The 19,129-nt window shown below is 38.6% G+C and carries 22 protein-coding genes and 1 riboswitch; of the genes, 6 read left to right on the forward strand and 16 right to left on the reverse strand.

Features of this window, described 5'->3' with window-relative positions; translation table 11 throughout:
- Positions 1 to 91: 91 nt before the first annotated feature.
- Positions 92 to 240: riboswitch (FMN riboswitch) on the reverse strand.
- A 107-nt stretch (positions 241 to 347) separates the two neighbouring features.
- The 4 genes from PB1_RS12245 to PB1_RS12260 form a co-directional block, all read right to left on the reverse strand.
- On the reverse strand, positions 348 to 914 hold the full coding sequence (locus PB1_RS12245) for a redoxin domain-containing protein (RefSeq protein WP_004437003.1): 567 nt from the start codon (positions 912 to 914) through the stop codon (positions 348 to 350).
- A gap of 261 nt (positions 915 to 1,175) precedes the next feature.
- Positions 1,176 to 1,967, reverse strand: a complete 792-nt coding sequence (locus tag PB1_RS12250; RefSeq protein ID WP_004437005.1) for a hypothetical protein — start codon at positions 1,965 to 1,967, stop codon at positions 1,176 to 1,178.
- Between the two features lie 343 nt (positions 1,968 to 2,310).
- Positions 2,311 to 4,020 carry a GMC family oxidoreductase N-terminal domain-containing protein gene (locus PB1_RS12255; protein WP_004437007.1) on the reverse strand — a complete coding sequence of 570 codons (1,710 nt, stop codon included), beginning with the start codon at positions 4,018 to 4,020 and terminating at the stop codon, positions 2,311 to 2,313.
- Between the two features lie 12 nt (positions 4,021 to 4,032).
- Positions 4,033 to 4,770 (reverse strand): hypothetical protein, encoded by a 738-nt coding sequence (locus tag PB1_RS12260; RefSeq protein ID WP_004437008.1) that lies wholly within the window; start codon positions 4,768 to 4,770, stop codon positions 4,033 to 4,035.
- A gap of 280 nt (positions 4,771 to 5,050) precedes the next feature.
- Between PB1_RS12260 and PB1_RS12265 the strand changes: the two genes are divergently transcribed.
- Positions 5,051 to 5,545: a CBO0543 family protein gene (locus PB1_RS12265; protein ID WP_004437011.1), complete on the forward strand. Its 495-nt coding sequence runs from the start codon at positions 5,051 to 5,053 to the stop codon at positions 5,543 to 5,545.
- A gap of 95 nt (positions 5,546 to 5,640) precedes the next feature.
- Here PB1_RS12265 and PB1_RS12270 read toward each other — a convergent pair whose 3' ends face one another.
- Entirely contained in the window at positions 5,641 to 5,973 is a 333-nt protein-coding gene (locus tag PB1_RS12270; protein ID WP_004437013.1) for a DUF4870 domain-containing protein, read from the reverse strand.
- Positions 5,974 to 6,162: 189 nt separating this feature from the next.
- On the opposite strand from PB1_RS12270, the gene PB1_RS12275 reads away from it, so the two are divergent.
- From PB1_RS12275 to PB1_RS12290, 4 genes are all read left to right on the forward strand, one after another.
- A complete protein-coding gene (locus PB1_RS12275; protein WP_004437015.1) occupies positions 6,163 to 6,942 on the forward strand; it encodes an undecaprenyl-diphosphate phosphatase in 780 nt (259 codons plus the stop codon).
- A gap of 135 nt (positions 6,943 to 7,077) precedes the next feature.
- Positions 7,078 to 8,205 carry an amidohydrolase gene (locus PB1_RS12280; protein ID WP_004437016.1) on the forward strand — a complete coding sequence of 376 codons (1,128 nt, stop codon included), beginning with the start codon at positions 7,078 to 7,080 and terminating at the stop codon, positions 8,203 to 8,205.
- A gap of 306 nt (positions 8,206 to 8,511) precedes the next feature.
- Positions 8,512 to 9,072 carry a GNAT family N-acetyltransferase gene (locus PB1_RS12285; protein WP_004437017.1) on the forward strand — a complete coding sequence of 187 codons (561 nt, stop codon included), beginning with the start codon at positions 8,512 to 8,514 and terminating at the stop codon, positions 9,070 to 9,072.
- 230 nt (positions 9,073 to 9,302) lie between these two features.
- Entirely contained in the window at positions 9,303 to 10,664 is a 1,362-nt protein-coding gene (locus tag PB1_RS12290) for an MATE family efflux transporter (protein WP_004437020.1), read from the forward strand.
- A gap of 85 nt (positions 10,665 to 10,749) precedes the next feature.
- Here the strand turns inward: PB1_RS12290 and PB1_RS12295 are convergent, their stop codons facing one another.
- Positions 10,750 to 11,523, reverse strand: coding sequence for an SDR family oxidoreductase (locus tag PB1_RS12295; protein WP_004437021.1), 774 nt, complete (start codon positions 11,521 to 11,523; stop codon positions 10,750 to 10,752).
- Positions 11,524 to 11,689: 166 nt separating this feature from the next.
- Between PB1_RS12295 and PB1_RS12300 the strand changes: the two genes are divergently transcribed.
- Positions 11,690 to 12,172 (forward strand): Hsp20/alpha crystallin family protein, encoded by a 483-nt coding sequence (locus PB1_RS12300; protein WP_034645329.1) that lies wholly within the window; start codon positions 11,690 to 11,692, stop codon positions 12,170 to 12,172.
- A gap of 53 nt (positions 12,173 to 12,225) precedes the next feature.
- Here the strand turns inward: PB1_RS12300 and PB1_RS12305 are convergent, their stop codons facing one another.
- The 10 genes from PB1_RS12305 to PB1_RS12345 form a co-directional block, all read right to left on the reverse strand.
- A complete protein-coding gene (locus PB1_RS12305; protein WP_004437026.1) occupies positions 12,226 to 12,933 on the reverse strand; it encodes a CAP domain-containing protein in 708 nt (235 codons plus the stop codon).
- A gap of 515 nt (positions 12,934 to 13,448) precedes the next feature.
- The gene (locus PB1_RS12310) at positions 13,449 to 13,592 is read right to left on the reverse strand and encodes a YvrJ family protein (RefSeq protein WP_004437028.1); all 144 of its coding nucleotides are present in this window, start codon (positions 13,590 to 13,592) and stop codon (positions 13,449 to 13,451) included.
- Positions 13,593 to 13,658: 66 nt separating this feature from the next.
- On the reverse strand, positions 13,659 to 13,877 hold the full coding sequence (locus PB1_RS12315) for a DUF2922 domain-containing protein (protein ID WP_004437029.1): 219 nt from the start codon (positions 13,875 to 13,877) through the stop codon (positions 13,659 to 13,661).
- Between the two features lie 35 nt (positions 13,878 to 13,912).
- Positions 13,913 to 14,131 (reverse strand): DUF1659 domain-containing protein, encoded by a 219-nt coding sequence (locus tag PB1_RS12320; protein ID WP_004437030.1) that lies wholly within the window; start codon positions 14,129 to 14,131, stop codon positions 13,913 to 13,915.
- Between the two features lie 398 nt (positions 14,132 to 14,529).
- Positions 14,530 to 14,880 carry a hypothetical protein gene (locus tag PB1_RS18175; RefSeq protein ID WP_004437032.1) on the reverse strand — a complete coding sequence of 117 codons (351 nt, stop codon included), beginning with the start codon at positions 14,878 to 14,880 and terminating at the stop codon, positions 14,530 to 14,532.
- Positions 14,881 to 14,887: 7 nt separating this feature from the next.
- The gene (locus PB1_RS18180; protein WP_004437034.1) at positions 14,888 to 15,352 is read right to left on the reverse strand and encodes a hypothetical protein; all 465 of its coding nucleotides are present in this window, start codon (positions 15,350 to 15,352) and stop codon (positions 14,888 to 14,890) included.
- Positions 15,353 to 15,521: 169 nt separating this feature from the next.
- Positions 15,522 to 15,992 (reverse strand): FixH family protein, encoded by a 471-nt coding sequence (locus PB1_RS12330; protein ID WP_004437037.1) that lies wholly within the window; start codon positions 15,990 to 15,992, stop codon positions 15,522 to 15,524.
- Positions 15,993 to 16,026: 34 nt separating this feature from the next.
- Positions 16,027 to 17,430, reverse strand: a complete 1,404-nt coding sequence (locus PB1_RS12335) for a sensor histidine kinase (RefSeq protein ID WP_004437038.1) — start codon at positions 17,428 to 17,430, stop codon at positions 16,027 to 16,029.
- Positions 17,427 to 18,107 (reverse strand): response regulator transcription factor, encoded by a 681-nt coding sequence (locus PB1_RS12340; RefSeq protein ID WP_004437040.1) that lies wholly within the window; start codon positions 18,105 to 18,107, stop codon positions 17,427 to 17,429. Before PB1_RS12340 ends, PB1_RS12335 begins: the two co-directional genes overlap by 4 nt.
- The gene (locus tag PB1_RS12345; RefSeq protein ID WP_004437043.1) at positions 18,104 to 18,997 is read right to left on the reverse strand and encodes a YncE family protein; all 894 of its coding nucleotides are present in this window, start codon (positions 18,995 to 18,997) and stop codon (positions 18,104 to 18,106) included. Before PB1_RS12345 ends, PB1_RS12340 begins: the two co-directional genes overlap by 4 nt.
- Positions 18,998 to 19,129: the final 132 nt, after the last annotated feature.

Genomic DNA, 19,129 nt, shown 5'->3' on the forward strand with positions numbered 1-19,129 from the left:
TTCCATAAAAACGAAATCCCCGTACACGAACATGTACGGGGCCAAAATACGCATGCCTAAAAAAGCGTTAAAAAGGAGATTTTTAACGCAATACTTCCTTCTCCCATCCAGACTTTAACTGTCGGCTTTGGAATTTCACCAAATCCACCGTTTCCGAAATAATCGAAAACGGGTCACGGGCTAAAGAGGACTGCCTCTATCACCGCCGGTTAGGAATTTCACCTGACCCCGAAGGAAAAAATATTCGATTTTAAAGCTATTCTAACATATTATGGGTCTATATTAAAATAAAAAGTTTATGCAATAATAATTTTTTTCGAATTAAATTACAAGAGACACTCCTGAATTTAAGGGAGTCTCTTTATTTCTTTTTCAATAAATCGTTCATTCATTTCACCAATAATCCTGCTTCGAATGACCCCATCTGAATCAACAAAAAAACTTGTTGGGTACGATAAAACATCATACATGGATGATACTTGATTCTTTTCATCCATTGGAACCGGAAAAGTAAGTCTATGCCTCTCAACAAAACGAACAGCGTCCTCTTTTCTTTTTTCAGTAACTGTTGAATTAACTGCTATAATAATAAAGTTTTCGTCTTTATATTTTTCATATAACTTTTGCAAATGCGGCATCTCTTTTTTGCACGGTGGACACCAGCTTCCCCAAAAGTTTATGAGGACTCTTTTTCCCTTATAATCAGCAAGCTGAATTTCCTTTCCATTTATATCAGCAAGGGTAAAATTTAGAGCCTTTTTGCCGACGTCTGTTCCTTCCGGGAGCTGATCCGGGTTTTCGATCTTCTCATATTTCTCAATTTTTGGACTTTGGCTTTTCTCGCGAAAGAATGTTTGATCTATTGTAAATAATAGAAGAACAGCAGCTGCGGCGGCGATTAGCCATTTCTTCATTATTGAGGCACCTCGTTTGTTGATAAAATGATAGATTGTTTTATGAACGAGTTTTTCGAATTTATCGACCACTTTTCATGATTTATCGACCAGTTATGGTGATTTATCGACCACTTATGATGATTTATCGACCACTTTCCGAATTTATCGACCACTTTCCGAATTTATCGACCACTTTCCATGATTTGTCAACCCGGTTTCAATTTTAACGAGCATTAACATTTCCATCATACTATATTTCTGAAAAACGCGGAATTAAAGTTAATGATTCCGATATCTGTATTGTCGGACCAGGAAACTGATGACAGCAATTTTTTCTTCCTTGGTTGCCAGGTGATGAAAAGAAATAATCGGTGTGTTTGGATCTCTGAAATATTTTCCCCATTCAAGCGGCATCCAGCCTTTTTTATATTCACAAACATCCTTCCCTGATTGATCATAAAAATGCATCTCTTCATTCAATTCCGAACGGATCGCACAGAACATTCTCTTCCCATCTTTAAAGGTAAATTTGCCTTTCTTTCGTTTTTTTCTAAAATAAAGACCTAATAATTCTTCGTTTTCATAGATTTTGATAAGTTCTTCTTTCCCGCTTTCAACATGTATGCGTGCCGCTAATTCTCCTTTTTCATTATACAAACCGTACTTGCCAGGAAACAGCCTGTCCAAAAAATAAGGCAAAAACCATCTCCAATGCCAAAACCGCAAGTCTTTCACTTCTCCTAATAATTTGCCGCTCGGGGCATACAATAACATTCTCAAAGATGGGGCGGGCAAATAAACAATCAGCATATGATCTGTCTCAAAGAAGGATTCTGAATTGTTTGATTCCAAGGAAAAATCCGTAACTTCTTGAAATCTTTTTATCCCAATTAAATAATTTTGATAACAAAAGAAACTATAAATGATAAATGGAAGTGTCATCACCAGTATTGGCAGTTTATGATCTACAACAAGCCATATTATTAAAAAAACAAACGGCGGGATACAAGTAGCCAAGCTTGCATTCAATGATACTTCAGCATATTTCTTGTAATATTGTTGTATATCCATTAATTTTTCTCCCTTAAGGAAATCAAATAAAGGCCTATTAACAGTCTATTAATCCAACTAGGAAAACATGAGGGTTGAAAAATGATAAATTGATCAACTTTGATTTGAAAAAGGTTCATTCAGTGCAAACCTGTTATGCAGAGGTATATTGGGAGTACAAGTAAGAAGAGATTCCTTGGCTGTTTTTTGCTCACACTAATAAATGAATAACTAAAAAAGGCTGACCATAAGTCCCCGGCGCTCGTCTGCAGTTACGAAATATTGTAGACAAATGAGATATCCCGGGTCTTTATTTTGGATCAGCCTTGTGCGGGAAATGATAGACCTCTTATATGAAAAGGCATCAACTAAAATATTTGATTGCAATTTTTTCAGCTGTTCTTGTAGCCAGAGCTTGAGTCGTCAACGTAGGATTCGGTCCTCCAATCCCGTTAAAATGGGCGCTATTGTCGGCGATAAAAAGCCGTTTAACTTGATATGCTTCACAATTACTGTCCACAACAAAACCCATTCGCATCGTAGATTCAAGATGAGCAAATAAGTGAGACGGCCAATCGGAGCGGATAATCTTTTTCGCTCCCGCTTGGCGAAGAATATCGGCTGCAATTTTGGCCAACTGATTTCTCTTCTGCTTATCTTTTTTACTCGCAGTATACCGTACAACCGGAATTGGGCCATGTTCATCTTTTACTGCAGGATGTATGGTCACACCATTCATTTTATTGGGCTGGTCATCGGTGAGAATCATTATGCTTAACGTGTTTTTGTAATTGTACATCCATTCTAATAATTCATTTCCTACCACTCGTCCTTGCAGATCCCAAGGGTTTGCAGACGATGAATTCTGTGCAAAATGATATCCGCTTTCGCTGAACCCGAAAGTTAAGGAAGAAAATAAGCCTGGGCTGAGTCCGGATGGCTGTATACATCCCAATCCCGGATAATCAAATCGTCCCCCTGATGTAGGACCAACAAACGGATTCACATTATGCTGTCCCAATATACTTAAGAGATCCTTTTCATCAAATACACCGGTTATCCAATCCCAATAATGGTTGGTTAATCCCCGTCCAACCCACGAATTTTGCGGCAGTTCTGAATTTAGCCATAGTCTTGGACTTTCTATAGAACCGGCTGCCATTACAATCACTTTCGCGTATAATTCTCCTGACTCGCCTGTCCATGTATCTCTATACTGAACTCCAATTGCACGAATCCCTTCTTTGAAATGATTTTCCGTCAAAATCTTGATTGTATATGTATTGGGCCGAATTTCTACATTTTTGGTTTTTAAGGCAAGAGGAACATAACTTATGTTGGTCGAGCGTTTGGCCACTTTATCAATCGATGGTCCATGTGGACAACCATTCATACAATGGCCGGAAAGCGTACATCCCTCCATTTTTGATAATTCATCAAGACTGGTATTTTCATCCATTAACCGTTCATTTGGGTTCAGGATTGCATTTGGCTGAGGGCGGTAACCGGGAGAAGTAGGATTTAACGTATTCAGCATTGACCAACCGGCTTTTTTTGCACCGTAATAAAACAATTCCTCTTTTGCAGAAGTGGGAGCAGGCCGAACCGGCAATGTATCTTCTACCTTTTCATAGTAGGGTATCAATTCCCGGTAGGATATTGGCCATACATCATCAATAGCCATTGAATAAGCACGCGGCGAGTTTGCCCAGTAATGTTGTGTTGACCCGCCAACGCCGGCGGATTGCCAAATCAGACCGTTTTTAGGGACATTCCGGTGCCACGGCGGGCGGCGCCGATCCGCAGGCCCCCAGCGAAAACGGCCAAATTCAAAAGAATTCATCGTATGTTCATGCTTTGTATATTGTTGGCGCAAGAGATTAATATCCAAGTCATCCACATCGCAGCTGCTGACAGATCCGCGTTCTTGATTGGGATTGGCCCATTTTTTATTCCCATACCAAGGACCTGCTTCAAGGACGACAACTTTGATTCCTAATTCTCCTAATTCCTTAGCTGCAACCGCTCCTCCTCCACCGGCGCCAATAATAATTACATCCGCATCTAGTCTCATTGTTCACCACCCCTATTCTGAAAATTTATCAACCAAAAATCCTCGAAGTGCCCGATAACCAAATGATGGACCCGGATAATTCAGTCTCTCCCATATAAAGCGATGTCTTTCCAACCGGTAATTTTCTGGATAAGCTAATCGTGTAGATCCAAAAGAAAACCATTCTGAATAATAGCCAAACATAACCATTTGATGGAGAGAACTTACGACATTCTTAACCAATCCTGCATTGTTTCGAAATGGATAGGGAAGAACTTCCAGATCCACTTGAATGTTGTCCAATAAACTGATAGCTTCAAACCGATCGACAGGTGAAAGGGCTGCAAATGGACCGCCATCCGGATAAGTAGAAAAATCGGGAGGTACTTTCACCTTTCCGGAAACGATCAGTTGAAAAGCAGCTATATCCAATATTTGCGCAGTTTGAGCAGCCAATGGGACGGTTTTCACACTCCAGTCTCCCTGGATTGAAACATAATGCTCCAATGTCCAAACGATGTATTCGTCAAGCCGCAAATCCAAAGCCCCTAATGTTGATGGGATCATCGCATCCGCAAACGCCATAAAGGTAGCTTTTATATGAGGAATGCTGACAGCTTCGGTTAATTGTACAGGTAAATTGACCGCGGTGGATACAGACGAAGAAGGTTGCTCAGCAGATACGAGATTCGTCATCATATTTTTTATTTGTTCAAAAAATTGTGCTCCCTGATGATGGCCGGATATCGGATTTTCTTCTAGTTTATCCATAATGTATCTTTCCTCCCTATTTTCAAAGGTATTTATAGACTATCCATTCGGCTCGCAATATCCGAATTATATAAATTATTATTTGTTCTCATTGCCTTTTTGATACATTGTTACAATGATGATCGCCTATTTTTCCCTGTACCTGTACACTTCGTTTTTTATGACCATTGCAACCGGCAGTTAAGCGGATCAGATCGTTTTGTTCGTATAGCTAACAAAACAATTTATTAATAAAAAATAAAAAAGCAAGACACAATAACGTCAAAAGGAGGTATTGCTTATGAAAGATAAAACTATATTACACATATTAACAGGTATGGGGATCGCAGGCTGGTCTTTATTATTTCGTAAAGGATCAATAAAAGATTGGTTTCTTGTTTATTTATTCAAAACACTCCTTTCTACCTTGACTGATTTGCCAGTAGCAAACAAAAAAATAGTGAAATACCCAGTAAGATATTTTCCAAATGCTTTTAACACAAATATTGTATTTGATTATTTATTATTCCCATTGTTATGTGTGATTTACAGCCAATTTACAAATAAATTGAAACCGTTGAAAACAATTTTAAGCGTTTTTATTTTAAGTGGACCTATGACTGTCATACATTATTGGCTTGCAAAAAATACTCAACTAATAAAATACAGCAGGCGCTGGAGCTGGTTTCATACTTTAGCGCTTCTTACAGCGACGTTCTGGTCATCACGAGCATTCATTGCTTGGATAAGATTTTTAAATAAAAAAAGAAATAATTTACAATCAATAAATGATTAACTAACGTTCATATGGATGAAACAGGGACGGAGGGCCTTTGCATGATAAAAAAATCAAAACCCGGTGCAGAAGCTTGCACCGGGCATGATTATTATTTATAAAATTCTAAATACAAACGGAATTCGGTATTCCTTCCCTTCATAAGCTTTAATTGCCGCAACGATCGTAAAGACAACCGTTAAGATCCCAATAATCCATATCGTCAAAAATCCGATTAAGACAAGCATAAGCAGCAGGCTGATGATAGAATAAACCCCGTATGAAATCAAAAAATTTAAATATTCCCTTCCATGATAATCCACAAAAGACGATTCATTCTTCTTTAATAACCAAATAATCAACGGTCCGATAAAAGTTGTAAAAAAGCTGCTTACATAGATCGCTGCAGCCAACAGTCTTTCCTCATTTGCAGGTATTTTTCCTTCCATTTATCCTTCCTCCATTAACAAATAATCTAAGTTCTTACTTTATTTACGTACAGTTTATTGAAAAGTTTCGCAATTTTCATTTTCCTGCCGCATCTTTCAAAAATCCAATTCCATGTTCTTGTTTTGGACAACTAGAATAAATATGGAATATGGATATAGACTGAATTGATAAAAGGGTGAATCATGATGATGTCGAAACTGGAAGCATTGATTCTAGGAATCATACAAGGATTAACAGAATTTTTGCCTATCTCGAGCACCGGTCATTTATACTTAGGAAGGCATCTGTTCGGGCTTGATGAAGCGGGGCTGTTTCTTGATACGATGCTTCATGTCGGAACATTGCTTGCAGTATTTGTCATTTATAAAGACGAATTAAAAAAAATAATAAAAAATCCTTTTGGAAATCTTTCCATGCTGCTGATCGTTGGAACAATTCCTGCCGTGGTTGTCGGCTTTTTATTCAGCCATTTATTTGATTCGATTTCAAAAACAGGCATTACAGTCGGTTGGGAATTTTTGTTCACAGGATTTATTCTTTGGTTGGCAGATGGAATGAAAAACGGTTCAAAAAGAATGGAAAGCATTGGATTTGGCGATGCTCTTTTTATCGGATCTTTTCAAGCTTTGGCCATCTTTCCTGCTGTTTCACGTTCCGGGTTAACGATTGCAGCAGGCCTGTTTCGAAAATTAGACCGTGAAACCGCAGCTTATTTTTCTTTTTTATTGTCGATTCCGGCCATTGCCGGGGGAATTGTTCTCCAATGTGCAAAAATGGCAAGCGGTCATATTGAAGCGGTTTCGCTCGGCAGCCTGCTCGTTGCAACGATCACATCGGCGCTATTTGGCTATGCGGCGGTAGTATGGATGATCAATTTTCTCAAAACGAAATCCTTAAAAATTTTCGCAGTATATGTATGGATTCTCGGGTTCACGGTTCTATTTCTCCAGTTCTTCCATATTTTTTAAATTCATATTAAGTTAGAAAGCAGAAATGTTGGTCAGGCGTATGTGTGAGCATTTTTTTCGAAGAACATTCCCATCTTGATCACGGAATTATAAAATAGATAGAATGAAAAATAATGATCACAAGGAAAGGTACTAATGACAAAGCTATTATTAAAAAATGCAATGGTTTATCCGATTTCATCATCACCGATCCAAAACGGTGATGTTCTAATTGAAAAAGGAAAAATAGCAAAAATCGGCACTAATCTTATAACAGACAGTGATGTGAAAATTATTGATTGCCATCAACAATATTTGTTTCCGGGCTTTATTGATGTCCATACACATTTAGGTCTGTATGATGAGGGAACTGGCTGGGCTGGAAATGATGCCAATGAAACGATAGAAACAATGAGTCCCCATGTTAGGGCAATTGATGGTGTATATCCATTTGATCCAGCTTTTTCTGACGCTGTTAAATACGGGATCACAACAGTTCATGTCATGCCCGGAAGTGCTAATGTAATCGGCGGAACAACTTCTGTTATAAAAACAGCAGGAAAAAATATTAAAAAGATGGTAATTCAAGAGACAGCCGGATTAAAAATTGCACTAGGGGAAAATCCAAAAAGGATTCACAGTCATGGCAATAAAGAATCGATAACAAGAATGGGCATTATGGGAAAGTTGCGCGAAGTATTTTATGAAGCAAAAAAAGCAGAAGATCCAGACTCACTGCGGATTGCCCCTCTCATTAAAGCTTTAAGACGGGAAATTCCTGTTAGAATTCATGCCCACCGTGCAGATGATATTATTTCGGCTGTCAGATTTGCAGAAGAATTTAACCTGGATCTTCGAATCGAACATTGTACAGAAGGACATCTTGTCGCCGAAGAGCTAGCCGGATTAAATTTAAAGGTTTCTGTTGGACCGACATTGACCAGAAGATCAAAGGTAGAGCTGAAAAACAAAAATTGGAAAACATATCAGGAGCTTACGAACCATGGTGTTGAAGTATCAATTACGACAGACCATCCATATACGCCCATTCAATATTTAAATTTATGTGCCGCTGTCGCTGTCCGCGAAGGATTATCCGAACAAAAAGCCCTTGAAGGAATTACGCTTACTGCTGCCCGGAACTTGCGCGTTGATGACCGTCTCGGCAGCATTGAAGAAGGAAAAGATGCAGATCTCGTATTATGGAACCATCATCCATTTCATTTTCTTGCAAAACCAAAATGGACAATGATAAATGGGAATTTTGTTTATCAAGAAAGTTAAATTATTGTTGAAATTTGTTAAGAAATATCCACAAAAAATTAACAAAATACCCATTTCCTTTTTGATTTATTTTTAGTATTATACGTTCAGTAAGATGTTTTTAATTCGAAGCAATTATTTTACTACAATAATAAAGAACATAACTTATGATCTAGGGAAGGCAAATGGTGCGCCACCAGGTTACCTGGTTCTAGTGGGTTCGATTCCCACCCCGAAATTTTTTAGCAGCATTACAAAAAATTTCGAGGGTGGGCCAAATCCTCATTTGGCATGGGGTTGGACTGTCCTCATATTGGAGGGATAAAAATGCTCAAGAAGCGAGATCTGCAGGATTGCCATGCTTTGTACGATCTTATGACGCACCCGGATGTCTTCCCGTTTGTGCGTCAAAAAGCATCTTCATATGAAGAGTATCTTTTTATTACAAAACAGACAATTGAAGCAGAAGAACGCGGTGAAATCATTTCACGGACGATTCTTGACGAATGGGGCACTCCAATTGGGACGATAAGCTTGTTTGATATTGAAGATAATGCCGGTTTTTTAGGAACATGGCTGGGAAAACCCTACCATGGAAAAGGATATAACAAGATGGCTAAAGATGCGTTTTTTGAAGAGCTCTTTTATGAACTTGGGATCGAAACGATTTTTATGCGGATTCGAAAAGAAAACGTTCGCTCTCAAAAAGCAGCGGAAAAACTTCCTTATGTGATTCCTGCAAATGAAACAAGAAAATCACTGTTTGAACAATTTAATGCAGTGGGGAATATTTACAATTTATTCGAAATACCGAAAGACCAATATACCCTTCACGTAATGCGAAGTAGCACACCTCACCAAGAATCGTCACAATTGATGGAAGCATAATTTAAAAAATATTTACGCTCCGGATACCCGGAGCGTTTTTAATGCTTTAAAACACTGAGGGACAGGCCCGCTCCACTTTAAAGCGTTAATGTGTTGAGGGTCTGGCCCGCTCTGCTTTAAAGCGTTAATGTGTTGAGGGTCTGGCCCGCTTTCGGTTCAAAATTCGATTTCTTTTCGAAAAGATGTGTTATAATTCTTTCGGTATACGAAAAGAAAAAGAGGACGGAAAAATGAACCAAACCTTTACCAAAAAACAAAAATTAATGCAGCTAATTAACATCTTAATCCCGATATTAATCACCCAGCTGAGCATGTATTTAATGACTTTCTTTGATACGACGATGGCCGGCCATTACAGCCCGAAAGATCTGGCGGGAGTAGCTATCGGCTCTTCTCTTTGGGTACCCGTTTTTACAGGGCTGAGCGGAATTTTGCTGGCCATTACCCCGATCGTATCCCAGCTTGTCGGAGCGAATAACAAAAAAGAAGTATCCTTTTCTGTTATTCAAGGAGTTTATTTGGCCGTATTTATGGCTCTCATTGTTTATACAGTTGGCGCTTTTATATTAAATCCTGTCCTGAAAGGAATGAACCTTGAAAATGATGTCAGAGAAATAGCCCGAGAATTCTTATTTGCATTAAGTTTTGGCATGGTGCCCTTGTTTGTGTATAACGTGCTCCGTTCTTTTATCGATGCACTCGGAAAAACAAGAGTAACAATGATTGTAACCTTAACCGCTTTGCCGATTAATGCCGTTTTTAACTACTTATTGATATATGGAAAATTCGGTTTTCCGGAACTTGGCGGAGTGGGGGCAGGCTATGCTTCGGCGATCACGTATTGGTTAATTACTTTCATTGCTGTTTTTATTATCATAAAATACGAACCTTTTTCCGGTTTTGCTGTATTCCGCCGGCTTTATAACATTTCTCTGAGCAAATGGAAGGAAATCTTAAAAATTGGCGTTCCGATCGGATTTTCCATTTTCTTTGAAACAAGCATATTTGCAGCCGTCACTCTCTTCATGAGCAAATTTGACACGACGACGATCGCATCCCATCAATCAGCACTCAATTTTGCATCATTATTATACATGGTTCCGCTCAGCATCTCGATGGCACTTACGATCGTTGTAGGTTTTGAAGTAGGAGCTGAGCGGTACAAAGACGCGAAAGAATACAGCTGGCTCGGTGTTTTCTTAGCTGTCTTAATGGCTTTTGTTTGCGGGCTAGTATTGTTTCTTTTTAGATATGACATTGCTGAAATCTATACTAATGATCCGAATGTTTTAAAATTAACAGCCCATTTCCTTTTGTATGCAATGTTTTTCCAGCTCTCAGACGCAATCCAGACTCCTGTCCAAGGTGCTTTAAGGGGCTATAAGGATGTAAACATTACATTTATCATAACGCTTGTCGCTTTTTGGATCATTGGACTTCCGTTGGGCTATTATTTAGCCAATCATACTGACTCGGGAGCATTCGGCTACTGGATCGGTTTAATCAGCGGCTTGGCTGCAGGTGCTGCTTGCCTGGGAAGCAGGCTTTACTATATTCAGCTGAAAAAGTTTAAACCAATCAATCAAGGATAATCGATTATACTTATACTGAAAAACCGGCTGCATGAACACAGCCGGTTTTTTTTTGATATTGAAATTTTCCCCTTCTAACCACTGATTATTCATAATAAATTTTGCTGAGAACATCTTTCCCTCCGGTTACGGAAATAATACTTCCAGTAATAAAACTTGACTTTTCATCTGCCAGAAAAGATATAACTCTTGCGATATCTTCCCCTGTTCCCGGTCTCCCAACCGGGGTAAAAGAATCAGCAACATTGATCGCGTCCTCGATGTCTTTTTCCTTCCATTCACCGACTATGTCTCCCGGGCAGACCATATTCGCCGTAATACCGTTGTCAGCTTCTTCGAGAGCAATTGTCTTTGTTAAAGACGTTAGACCGGTCTTTGCTGCAGCAAATGCCGACCGAAAAATCCAACCAGGAGCTGTTTCTGCACGGTCAAAACCGATGGTAATGATTCTTCCCCATTTGTTTCCCCTCATTTTAGGTATAATAAATTTCGATAAATAAAATACTGCGCTTAAATTTCCATGAATTAAATGGTCCCATTCCTCGAATGAATATTCCGTCAATTTCTTCCGTTCATGTATGTACGGACCTGCATTATGGATGAGAATATCCACACTGTCAAACACCTTAAAAGCTTCAATAATTAAGTTTTCACATTCATCCCTTTTTGAAATGTCTCCCTTAAGCGTAATGTTTTTCGTCCCGTACGTTTCAGTCAATTGTCTCGCTAATGCAACGGCCCGTTCCTCGCTTGTCCGGTAGTTAATAATTAAATTAACCCCTTTTTCAGCCAGTTCTGCTGCTGTCCGTCTTCCAATCCCGGAAGCTCCTCCCGTTATTAAAGCAGTTTTTCCTTTCACAAAGATACCCCGCTCTATTTTTATTTTTCCTTACCCCTACTATATGAAATTTCCAGACCTATTTGCAAATAATAAGAAGTTCGCTTAACGGTCAGGCTTTTTCGTGCATAAATTAAAGAAAAAAGGAATGTATACGGCAAACGATTGTTTTGAAAGGGTGAAAATGATGTTTCCCTGGAATCTATTTCCATTCAACAAAGAAATGAAAAATTTAATGCAGCAAATGAAGCCTGAAGAAATTGAAAAATATATTAAAGATATGATGAGTAAGATGCTGCCGCAAAATATGCAGGGAATGGTTAATCCTTCTGATTTCCTCAATAACCTTCATACAGGAGATGGATTTGCAAATGCTTCTACAAATACGGATCAGCTCCGATCGTCTGTATTTGAAACCCATGATCATATTTATGTAAGGATCCAAATAAAAGAAGAAGATTGGCTGAAGAAAATGAGGCTGTATCATACTTCCAATCAAATAATTATTGAGCATATTCCGAATTCAAATGACAAGCACACATTAACATTGCCTGCACTCGTAAAAAAGAAAGGGGCTACTGCAAGCCATAAAGACGGCATGTTAGAAATAAAAATACCTAAAAGTATCGACATGCAGTTTTCAGAAATTGATATCAAAAATTTTCATTAAAAGTCATTATAAAAAGAACAGCCGGTGAATCATGGCTGTTCTTCAAAGAATTATTATTTTCCGATAAACATTTGAGTCCAGTAGTTGCCGTTTGCAACATAGCCTACTCCGATGTGTGTAAAGCTTGAGTTAAGGATATTTCTGCGGTGGCCGTCACTGTTCATCCAAGCTTGTACTACTTCTTCAGGTGAACGTTGACCCATTGCAATGTTTTCGCCTGCAGTACGATATGTGATACCGAATTTCTTCATCATATCAAATGGAGAACCGTAAGTTGGGCTATTGTGGCTAAAGTAGCCTTTTGCCTGCATGTCTCTTGATTTTTCGCGGGCCACTTTGCTCAATTGTCCATCAATTTTTAATGCTGGAATACCATATTTTGCACGTTCTTTGTTTGTAAGCTCTACAACTTTTTGTTCAAAAGCACTTAATTGAGAAGTTGCAGGTGTTGCTTGTTTTTGTGCAGGTTGTTGTGCTGGTGCTTTTGCAGGCTGTTGAGTTTGACCAGCCGGCTGTTGCACTTTGGCAGGCTGTTGCTGTAACGGCTTGTTTTCTGGTGCATTCCATTGAATGTTGTAGTTCTGAAGGTATTTTTGAAGAATTGCGTTTAATTGCTCATTATTGAGATTACCAGTTTGATAAAAAACTTTTGATTGAACTGGTGTTGGGCAATTTGATGCGGCATCCGCCTTATTTGCTGCCGGATTTGACATTAATAATGCTGCTGCAGCTGCTACTGAAAAGATCATTTTTTTCTTCATCTATGAAATCCTCCCTGTTGTTTGTTTTCTGGTGTTGTTTAACTTGCAAATTCATCTTAACATACGATTTTTGTAATAATAGAGGGAGAAATTAACATTTTCATAGTTTCGGAAGCAGTTTTGGAAAAATACAATAAAATAATTATTATAATTAACGCTGTAACCTTTATGAATAAAAGGTTTTTTAAAAATGTCGGCGAATCTTCATTCAGTGGATCAAATTTCTACTATTGGAAAAGCTTTATCTTTGTTGCCAAACATATACTAATAGATTTGTGTTGACAAGTTTTTGAAAAGAAGATTTGTTTTACATTTGTTACGTTCATTTTACAAAAGTGAAAATGAAATTAATATAATTAATAAAACCTCCACATATTTAGAGCGGAGGTCTTTTAAATGAATAAATTCCAAAAGGTGCGGCTGCCCGCCTTATCGCAATCAGCCATCTATTCATGGTGAATAAAGTAAATTTCATGTATATTTGGATTTTTTCTCCTGGAGACGATTTTGTCGATTCATTGGCTTTCATGCAATCGGTCAGGCAGGCTTTGAATCGATTGGATGACAACGTCGAGCTTTGCTTCAATCCTGTGAAGCAAGTACAAAGTGACAACAATCGGAAAGCCGACATCACTTATGAATGGAATGACCTGTTCCATCGTACCTTCTCCTTTCTTTTTTAGACAAAAAGCCGGATTCTGGCATGAATCCGGCTCTTTTGTCTATTAAGAGATTTCATACTCGGTTACATTTCGTTCAATGACTCTTGCCCCCTTAATGGCTGACAAGCTGCCGTTCGTTGATACAAATATGTTTGACGCGATAATTTGTGCCATCGACTGTTTGACTGTATTCGAATTAACCGGTTCTTTCGGATTGTCAATGGACAAACGTGCGTTTTTTCCAGTATCTGTTACAAATTCAAGCTCCAGTATTTTTGCCATTCTTGCCACCCCCTTTTCATGTTATTTTTTTCAAATTAACCGATGATTTGAGAACTGTCGCTCCGTTCCACCCCGCTTAGCAGATCGGCGCTAAGTGCCGCGATTGCTTGAGCAGCCTGATGAAGCTGGTCAGCCGTTGCCGATTTTGTAATATTGCTAAATGTTTTTGTTTTAAGAATCGGCTTGCCTTTCTCATCAATACCGGTTTCAAAAATAAGCCGAAGCCTTGACTCCGTCAATATTTCCTGTGCCATCCCATTCACCTCCTTTCAAACTTTATATATAATAGGAAGAAGGTGAAAGGACATGGTGATGTCTAGCAAATTTGAAAAACTATGAAACAAAGGCTCTCTTATCTGAATAAACATTCATATATTCGGATAACGGCTCATTTTTCATATAAAAGCCATTTCTCGGAATGAGGACTCTTATTTCGAAACGATGGCTCATATTTCATATAAAAGCTCATTTTTCGAAATAAGGGCTCAAAAATCCAAATAACGGCTCATATTTTCTTATGAAAGCTCATATATCGAAATGACGGCTCAAATATAAAAATAAAGGCTCATATATCGTAACGACGGCTCAAATATGAAAATAAAGGCTCATTTATCAAAATGACTGCTCATAAAATCAAATAACGGCCCATTTATCAAAATAAAAGCTCATAACCTTCCCGTGAACATAATCCGGAGCCGGTTAGGCCTTCTTTAACTATTTCAAAGTACTCCTCATCCAACATTTTATTGCAAATCCCCCAATAATAGCCGAAAACGTTTTTAATCCTTGTCTTTTTCAGTTTAATATTCCGTACCAACTGCTTAAACGCTTTTACTGCCAATTCAAGCTTGTCCTCTTCTTTGTAATAAGAAAGCCATCGAGTGCTCACTCGAACAACTTTGTAAAATTCCTCGATCGTCCAGGCATCATCATAGAAACATTTCACAAGGTTTGTAAAAGCAGATGGGATTTTATTACTGACGAATGAAGAGTTTAGCGCCATTTTACGTTTATTTTTTTAGATTGATAGTTTCATTCTTTGATGGTTTCTTATTTGGTACTTCAATTGATTCCGCATCTGCTGCATCATTTAAAATAGATGACGCGTCTTGCTTTGTCGGGTATTTTTGAAAGACATAAATGCTGTGGGCTTGTCTGCCATTTTGGGATTGAGTATGAATAACATGAATTAAGCCAAACTTTTTCGCTTTTCTTAACATACGTTCAAAAGTGGAACGGCTAATGCCGCCCATTTCAGAATGTTGATGGGTTGCAGATACAATCGTTTGAATTTTCGCATTGCAAACCCCTGGAATCTTTGCAGAAAAACGTACAAGCCTTTTTAGTGCGATCGTTTCACTTTTCGTAAACTGATCTTTCAAATCTGTCATCCACTGTTCAAAATGATTATTGAAATCCTTCAAATCACGAAACTGCGATAGATCTTTAAAATTTTCAATTCTCCCCGACTGCATGAAAAATGCCCCTTTCTTTTTGGGGCATACACTTTCAATTTAATTGTTGTTTTTGCTGCCCCAACTTCTTTCCACTCGTTATATATAAAGAAAGAAGGCAAAAGGACATGGCCATGACCAATAAACTTCAAAAAAAAAAAAAAAAACGGCCATGTCGGCCGCTTTCCAGTTAATGATTATGACTTTCGCCATTTTCCGTACCATGTTCCATTTCCATCGAATGATTTGAATCTTCCTCCGGTTCGCTGGGCCGTCCGACGACAAATTCAGCTTTCGGCATATTATGCATGTTTCTCGCTGTCACATGGGAAACAATATAATATGTTCCTTCCCTGTCAAAACTTTTTTCAAGACGGTAAATGCCGTTTTCAGCATGTTTTACTTCGATTTTTTCATGATTTTTATCATGAGCCCGCCAAATTTCAAATTTCACATCATCTGCATCGGTTACTTCTTCATCTCCGTATGTTACTTTTGCTTCAAAAGTAACGGGCTCATTTACATTTGCCTTTTCAGGATTTACTGAAAGTTTGACATCCAAAAATTGAGGCTCTTCTTCCGTTTTTTTCTGATTGTTGTTTGAACATCCGGCTAAAATAAATGCAAATACAATTGAAAAGATTAGCACCGCTTTTTTCATCGTCAAATCCCTACTTTCGCAAATTTTTATGAGTTTATATCTTTAAGGAAGGCAGCACAATTGCGACAGTCGTGCCTTTCCCGATATCACTTGTAATTGTCAGTTTTCCATTATGGAGATGAACGAGTTTCTCTACGATTGCAAGCCCGAGTCCGGTTCCGCCATCATTCCGCGACCTTCCTTTATTCACACGATAAAACCGCTGTGTTACTTTCTTCAAATCCTCCGGAGGGATTCCTGTCCCCGTATCGGCTATTTCCAATTTGCAGCCTTCGGGATCAGCCATTAATGAAACGGAAATAGTCCCTCCTTTCTCTGTATAGCAGATCGAGTTATCGATTAAATTTTGAACAATTTGTTCCATTCTCTCTGCGTCGCCGTTTATGATGAGATCCGGATCAAGATTAGTATGTAATTGAATTCCTTTTTCCTTTAAAATCGGCAAATATTTTTGGATGGCGTCTTCGATAACTTGTGCAAGCGGAATCGGCAATTTATTAAGCTTATATTCTTCGGCATCCAGTTTGGAAAGATCCAATAAATCATACACAAGGCGTTCCATTCTGCCTGCTTCCCGATGGATGAGCTGCAGATACTTATTCATTTCTTCCTCATTCTTAACAATTCCTGATACAATCGCTTCACTGTATCCCTTAACGTAGCTGATTGGAGTACGCAGCTCATGTGAAACATTGGCGATAAATTCTTTTTTTCGCTCATCCTCTTTCTGAATCGAGGCTGACATATGATTAAATGCATTGGCAAGCTGCCCGACTTCATCATTGGACTGAAGATGAATTCTTGCGGAATAATCCCCCTGTGACACTCTGTTGGCCGCTTCTTTCATTTCGATTAACGGTCTTGTCAATCTTCCAATCCATTTCGTTCCTAACAGGACAGCAACCAGGGCAAATACCGACCCCGCAATGATCCAAACAAAAACAAAATCATTCGTCAGCTCTGATATTTTTGCCAGTGGCACATATAAATAAATAATTCCTTCAAGCCGGTTTTGATCAATTAGCGGGATGATCACTGCAAGTATCTTCCTGTCAAATCTTTCCTCATAACCGGACTTTTTAACAGGTTTCCCTTTTAAAAGCTGTTCCCGCTCTTCCTCCCCTATAAGTGTTTGATAATCGATTTCAAACGGAAGACACGCGCTCAGCTCTCTCGGATTGTTAACGACTAACACTTCATAATTTGTTTTCGTGCTATACCATTCAATTTTCTCGATTAATTGTTCCGGCAACGGTCCGCCCTTATAGTCGAGAGCAAGCCGCTTCCCTTCTTCCACAAGAGACTTCTCCACGTTGTCAACATAAAGCCGTTCGTAAAAAAAGTAGGATAAAAAATAGGAATAAAAAATCGTAATGAGAATGGCCGCCGTAATTGTAAACCATAGTTTTTTAACAAGACTTCCGTTAAAAAACCTCATTTGCCGGGCACCTCAAATTTATATCCAATCCCCCAGACCGTTTGAATACAATCGGGTGCACCAAGTTTCATTCTTAATGTTTTAATATGAGTATCAACGGTTCTTAAACTTCCTTCGTATTCAATGCCCCATACATGTTCAAGCAATTGTTCCCTGCAAAATGCCTGTGACGGATGAGAGCATAAGAACAACAACAATTCATACTCTTTTAAAGTTAATGGTACATCTTTTCCGGATGCTGTCACACGCCTGGCTTTTTTATCAATTGTAATCGGGCCTATCGTCATTTTTTCCTGTTCACTCATGACATTTCCGGCTCTCCGAATAACTGCTTGGATTCTCGCAATCAATTCTCCGGGGCTGAACGGCTTGACAATATAATCATCCCCGCCAAGCTGCAATGCTTTTACTTTATCCCATTCTTCCCCTTTGGCTGATAAAAATATAATTGGTACGTAAGAGTATTCTCTTATTTTTTCACAAACTTGAAAGCCGTCTTCATCAGTCATCATAATATCGAGGATAACGAGATCAGGTGAAAACGTTTTGACAGCTTGAAGCCCTTCCGTCCCGTTTGATGCTTCTATACAGCGAAAGCCAGAATTTTCAAGGTACATATGAAGCAAATTTCTCATATCAACTTCGTCGTCAATCACTAATATGCGAATGTTGCTCATTGTCCGTGTCTCTCCCTCAAAATCAGTGTGAACGGCCCTTTCCCTACTTTTATTGTTTCCTTAATCGTTAAATTGTCTTTATCTACGATATGAATATCATTGCTGTCATAGCCTGCGATTAAAAGGTCATCCTTAAAAGTTTCCATTACAAATGGATTTGCACCGACTTTTATTTGCTTTTCTAAATGGCCTTTCGCATTCATTTTATAAAGTGTATTTGTTCCATGGCTCAACACATATGTGAAATCATCAACTTCCAGAAAATTCACAGGCATCAACGGGGCGTGAATCGTTCTTAACAGCCTTCCCGTATGCACATTGTATATATATATATTTTTTTCGGTTTGAGAACCTTCGCCATGTCCGCCAATCCAGATTTCATCCTTTTCTTCCCTTAGCAAAGCCCCGACAGCGGCTGAGGGATGAATCGGAAAATGCTCGCTGACGCTTGTTTTATGTAAATCGATGACCGTTAAGTCCTTATGGTTGAAGCTGATAACATAAAGCTTTTGTTCTTTTGCTCCCTCTATGGTTGTTAAAGGGCTTTTACTAACTCGAACCGATTTTTTCTCTTCTCCGTCAAGAGTAAAAAATCTGACGGCATCTTGATTTTGATCTGCAAACGCAATTTCTTTTCCATTTTTTAAAACTTTTGCGGCAACAATTCCTTCACCTGTTTCCCATTGGTTGATTAATTTCCCTTTCGACAAGGAATAAAGATCGACTGTATCGCTTTGTTTGCCATATAGGAGCAGTGTATCACCATCAGGTAAGATGACTCCGCCAATATAAGGCTTTTCCATCTTCCACCGCTCAATTTCTTTATTAGAAAATAGATCAATAAACGAAATTGAATTGTCTTTGATGTTGACGCTTACCAATAGTGACACATCTTTCGGAACCTTCTGAAAGGAATTGTCCGAACACGAAGTTAGTATACATAACATTATTACGATTGCCACTTGAAACAGTAATTTCATATATTTCACCGGTCATCATTCATATTCTTGTCTCATTATATA

This window comes from Bacillus methanolicus PB1, from assembly GCF_000262755.1.
GTDB classification, from domain to species: Bacteria; Bacillota; Bacilli; order Bacillales; family Cytobacillaceae; genus Bacillus_Z; species Bacillus_Z methanolicus.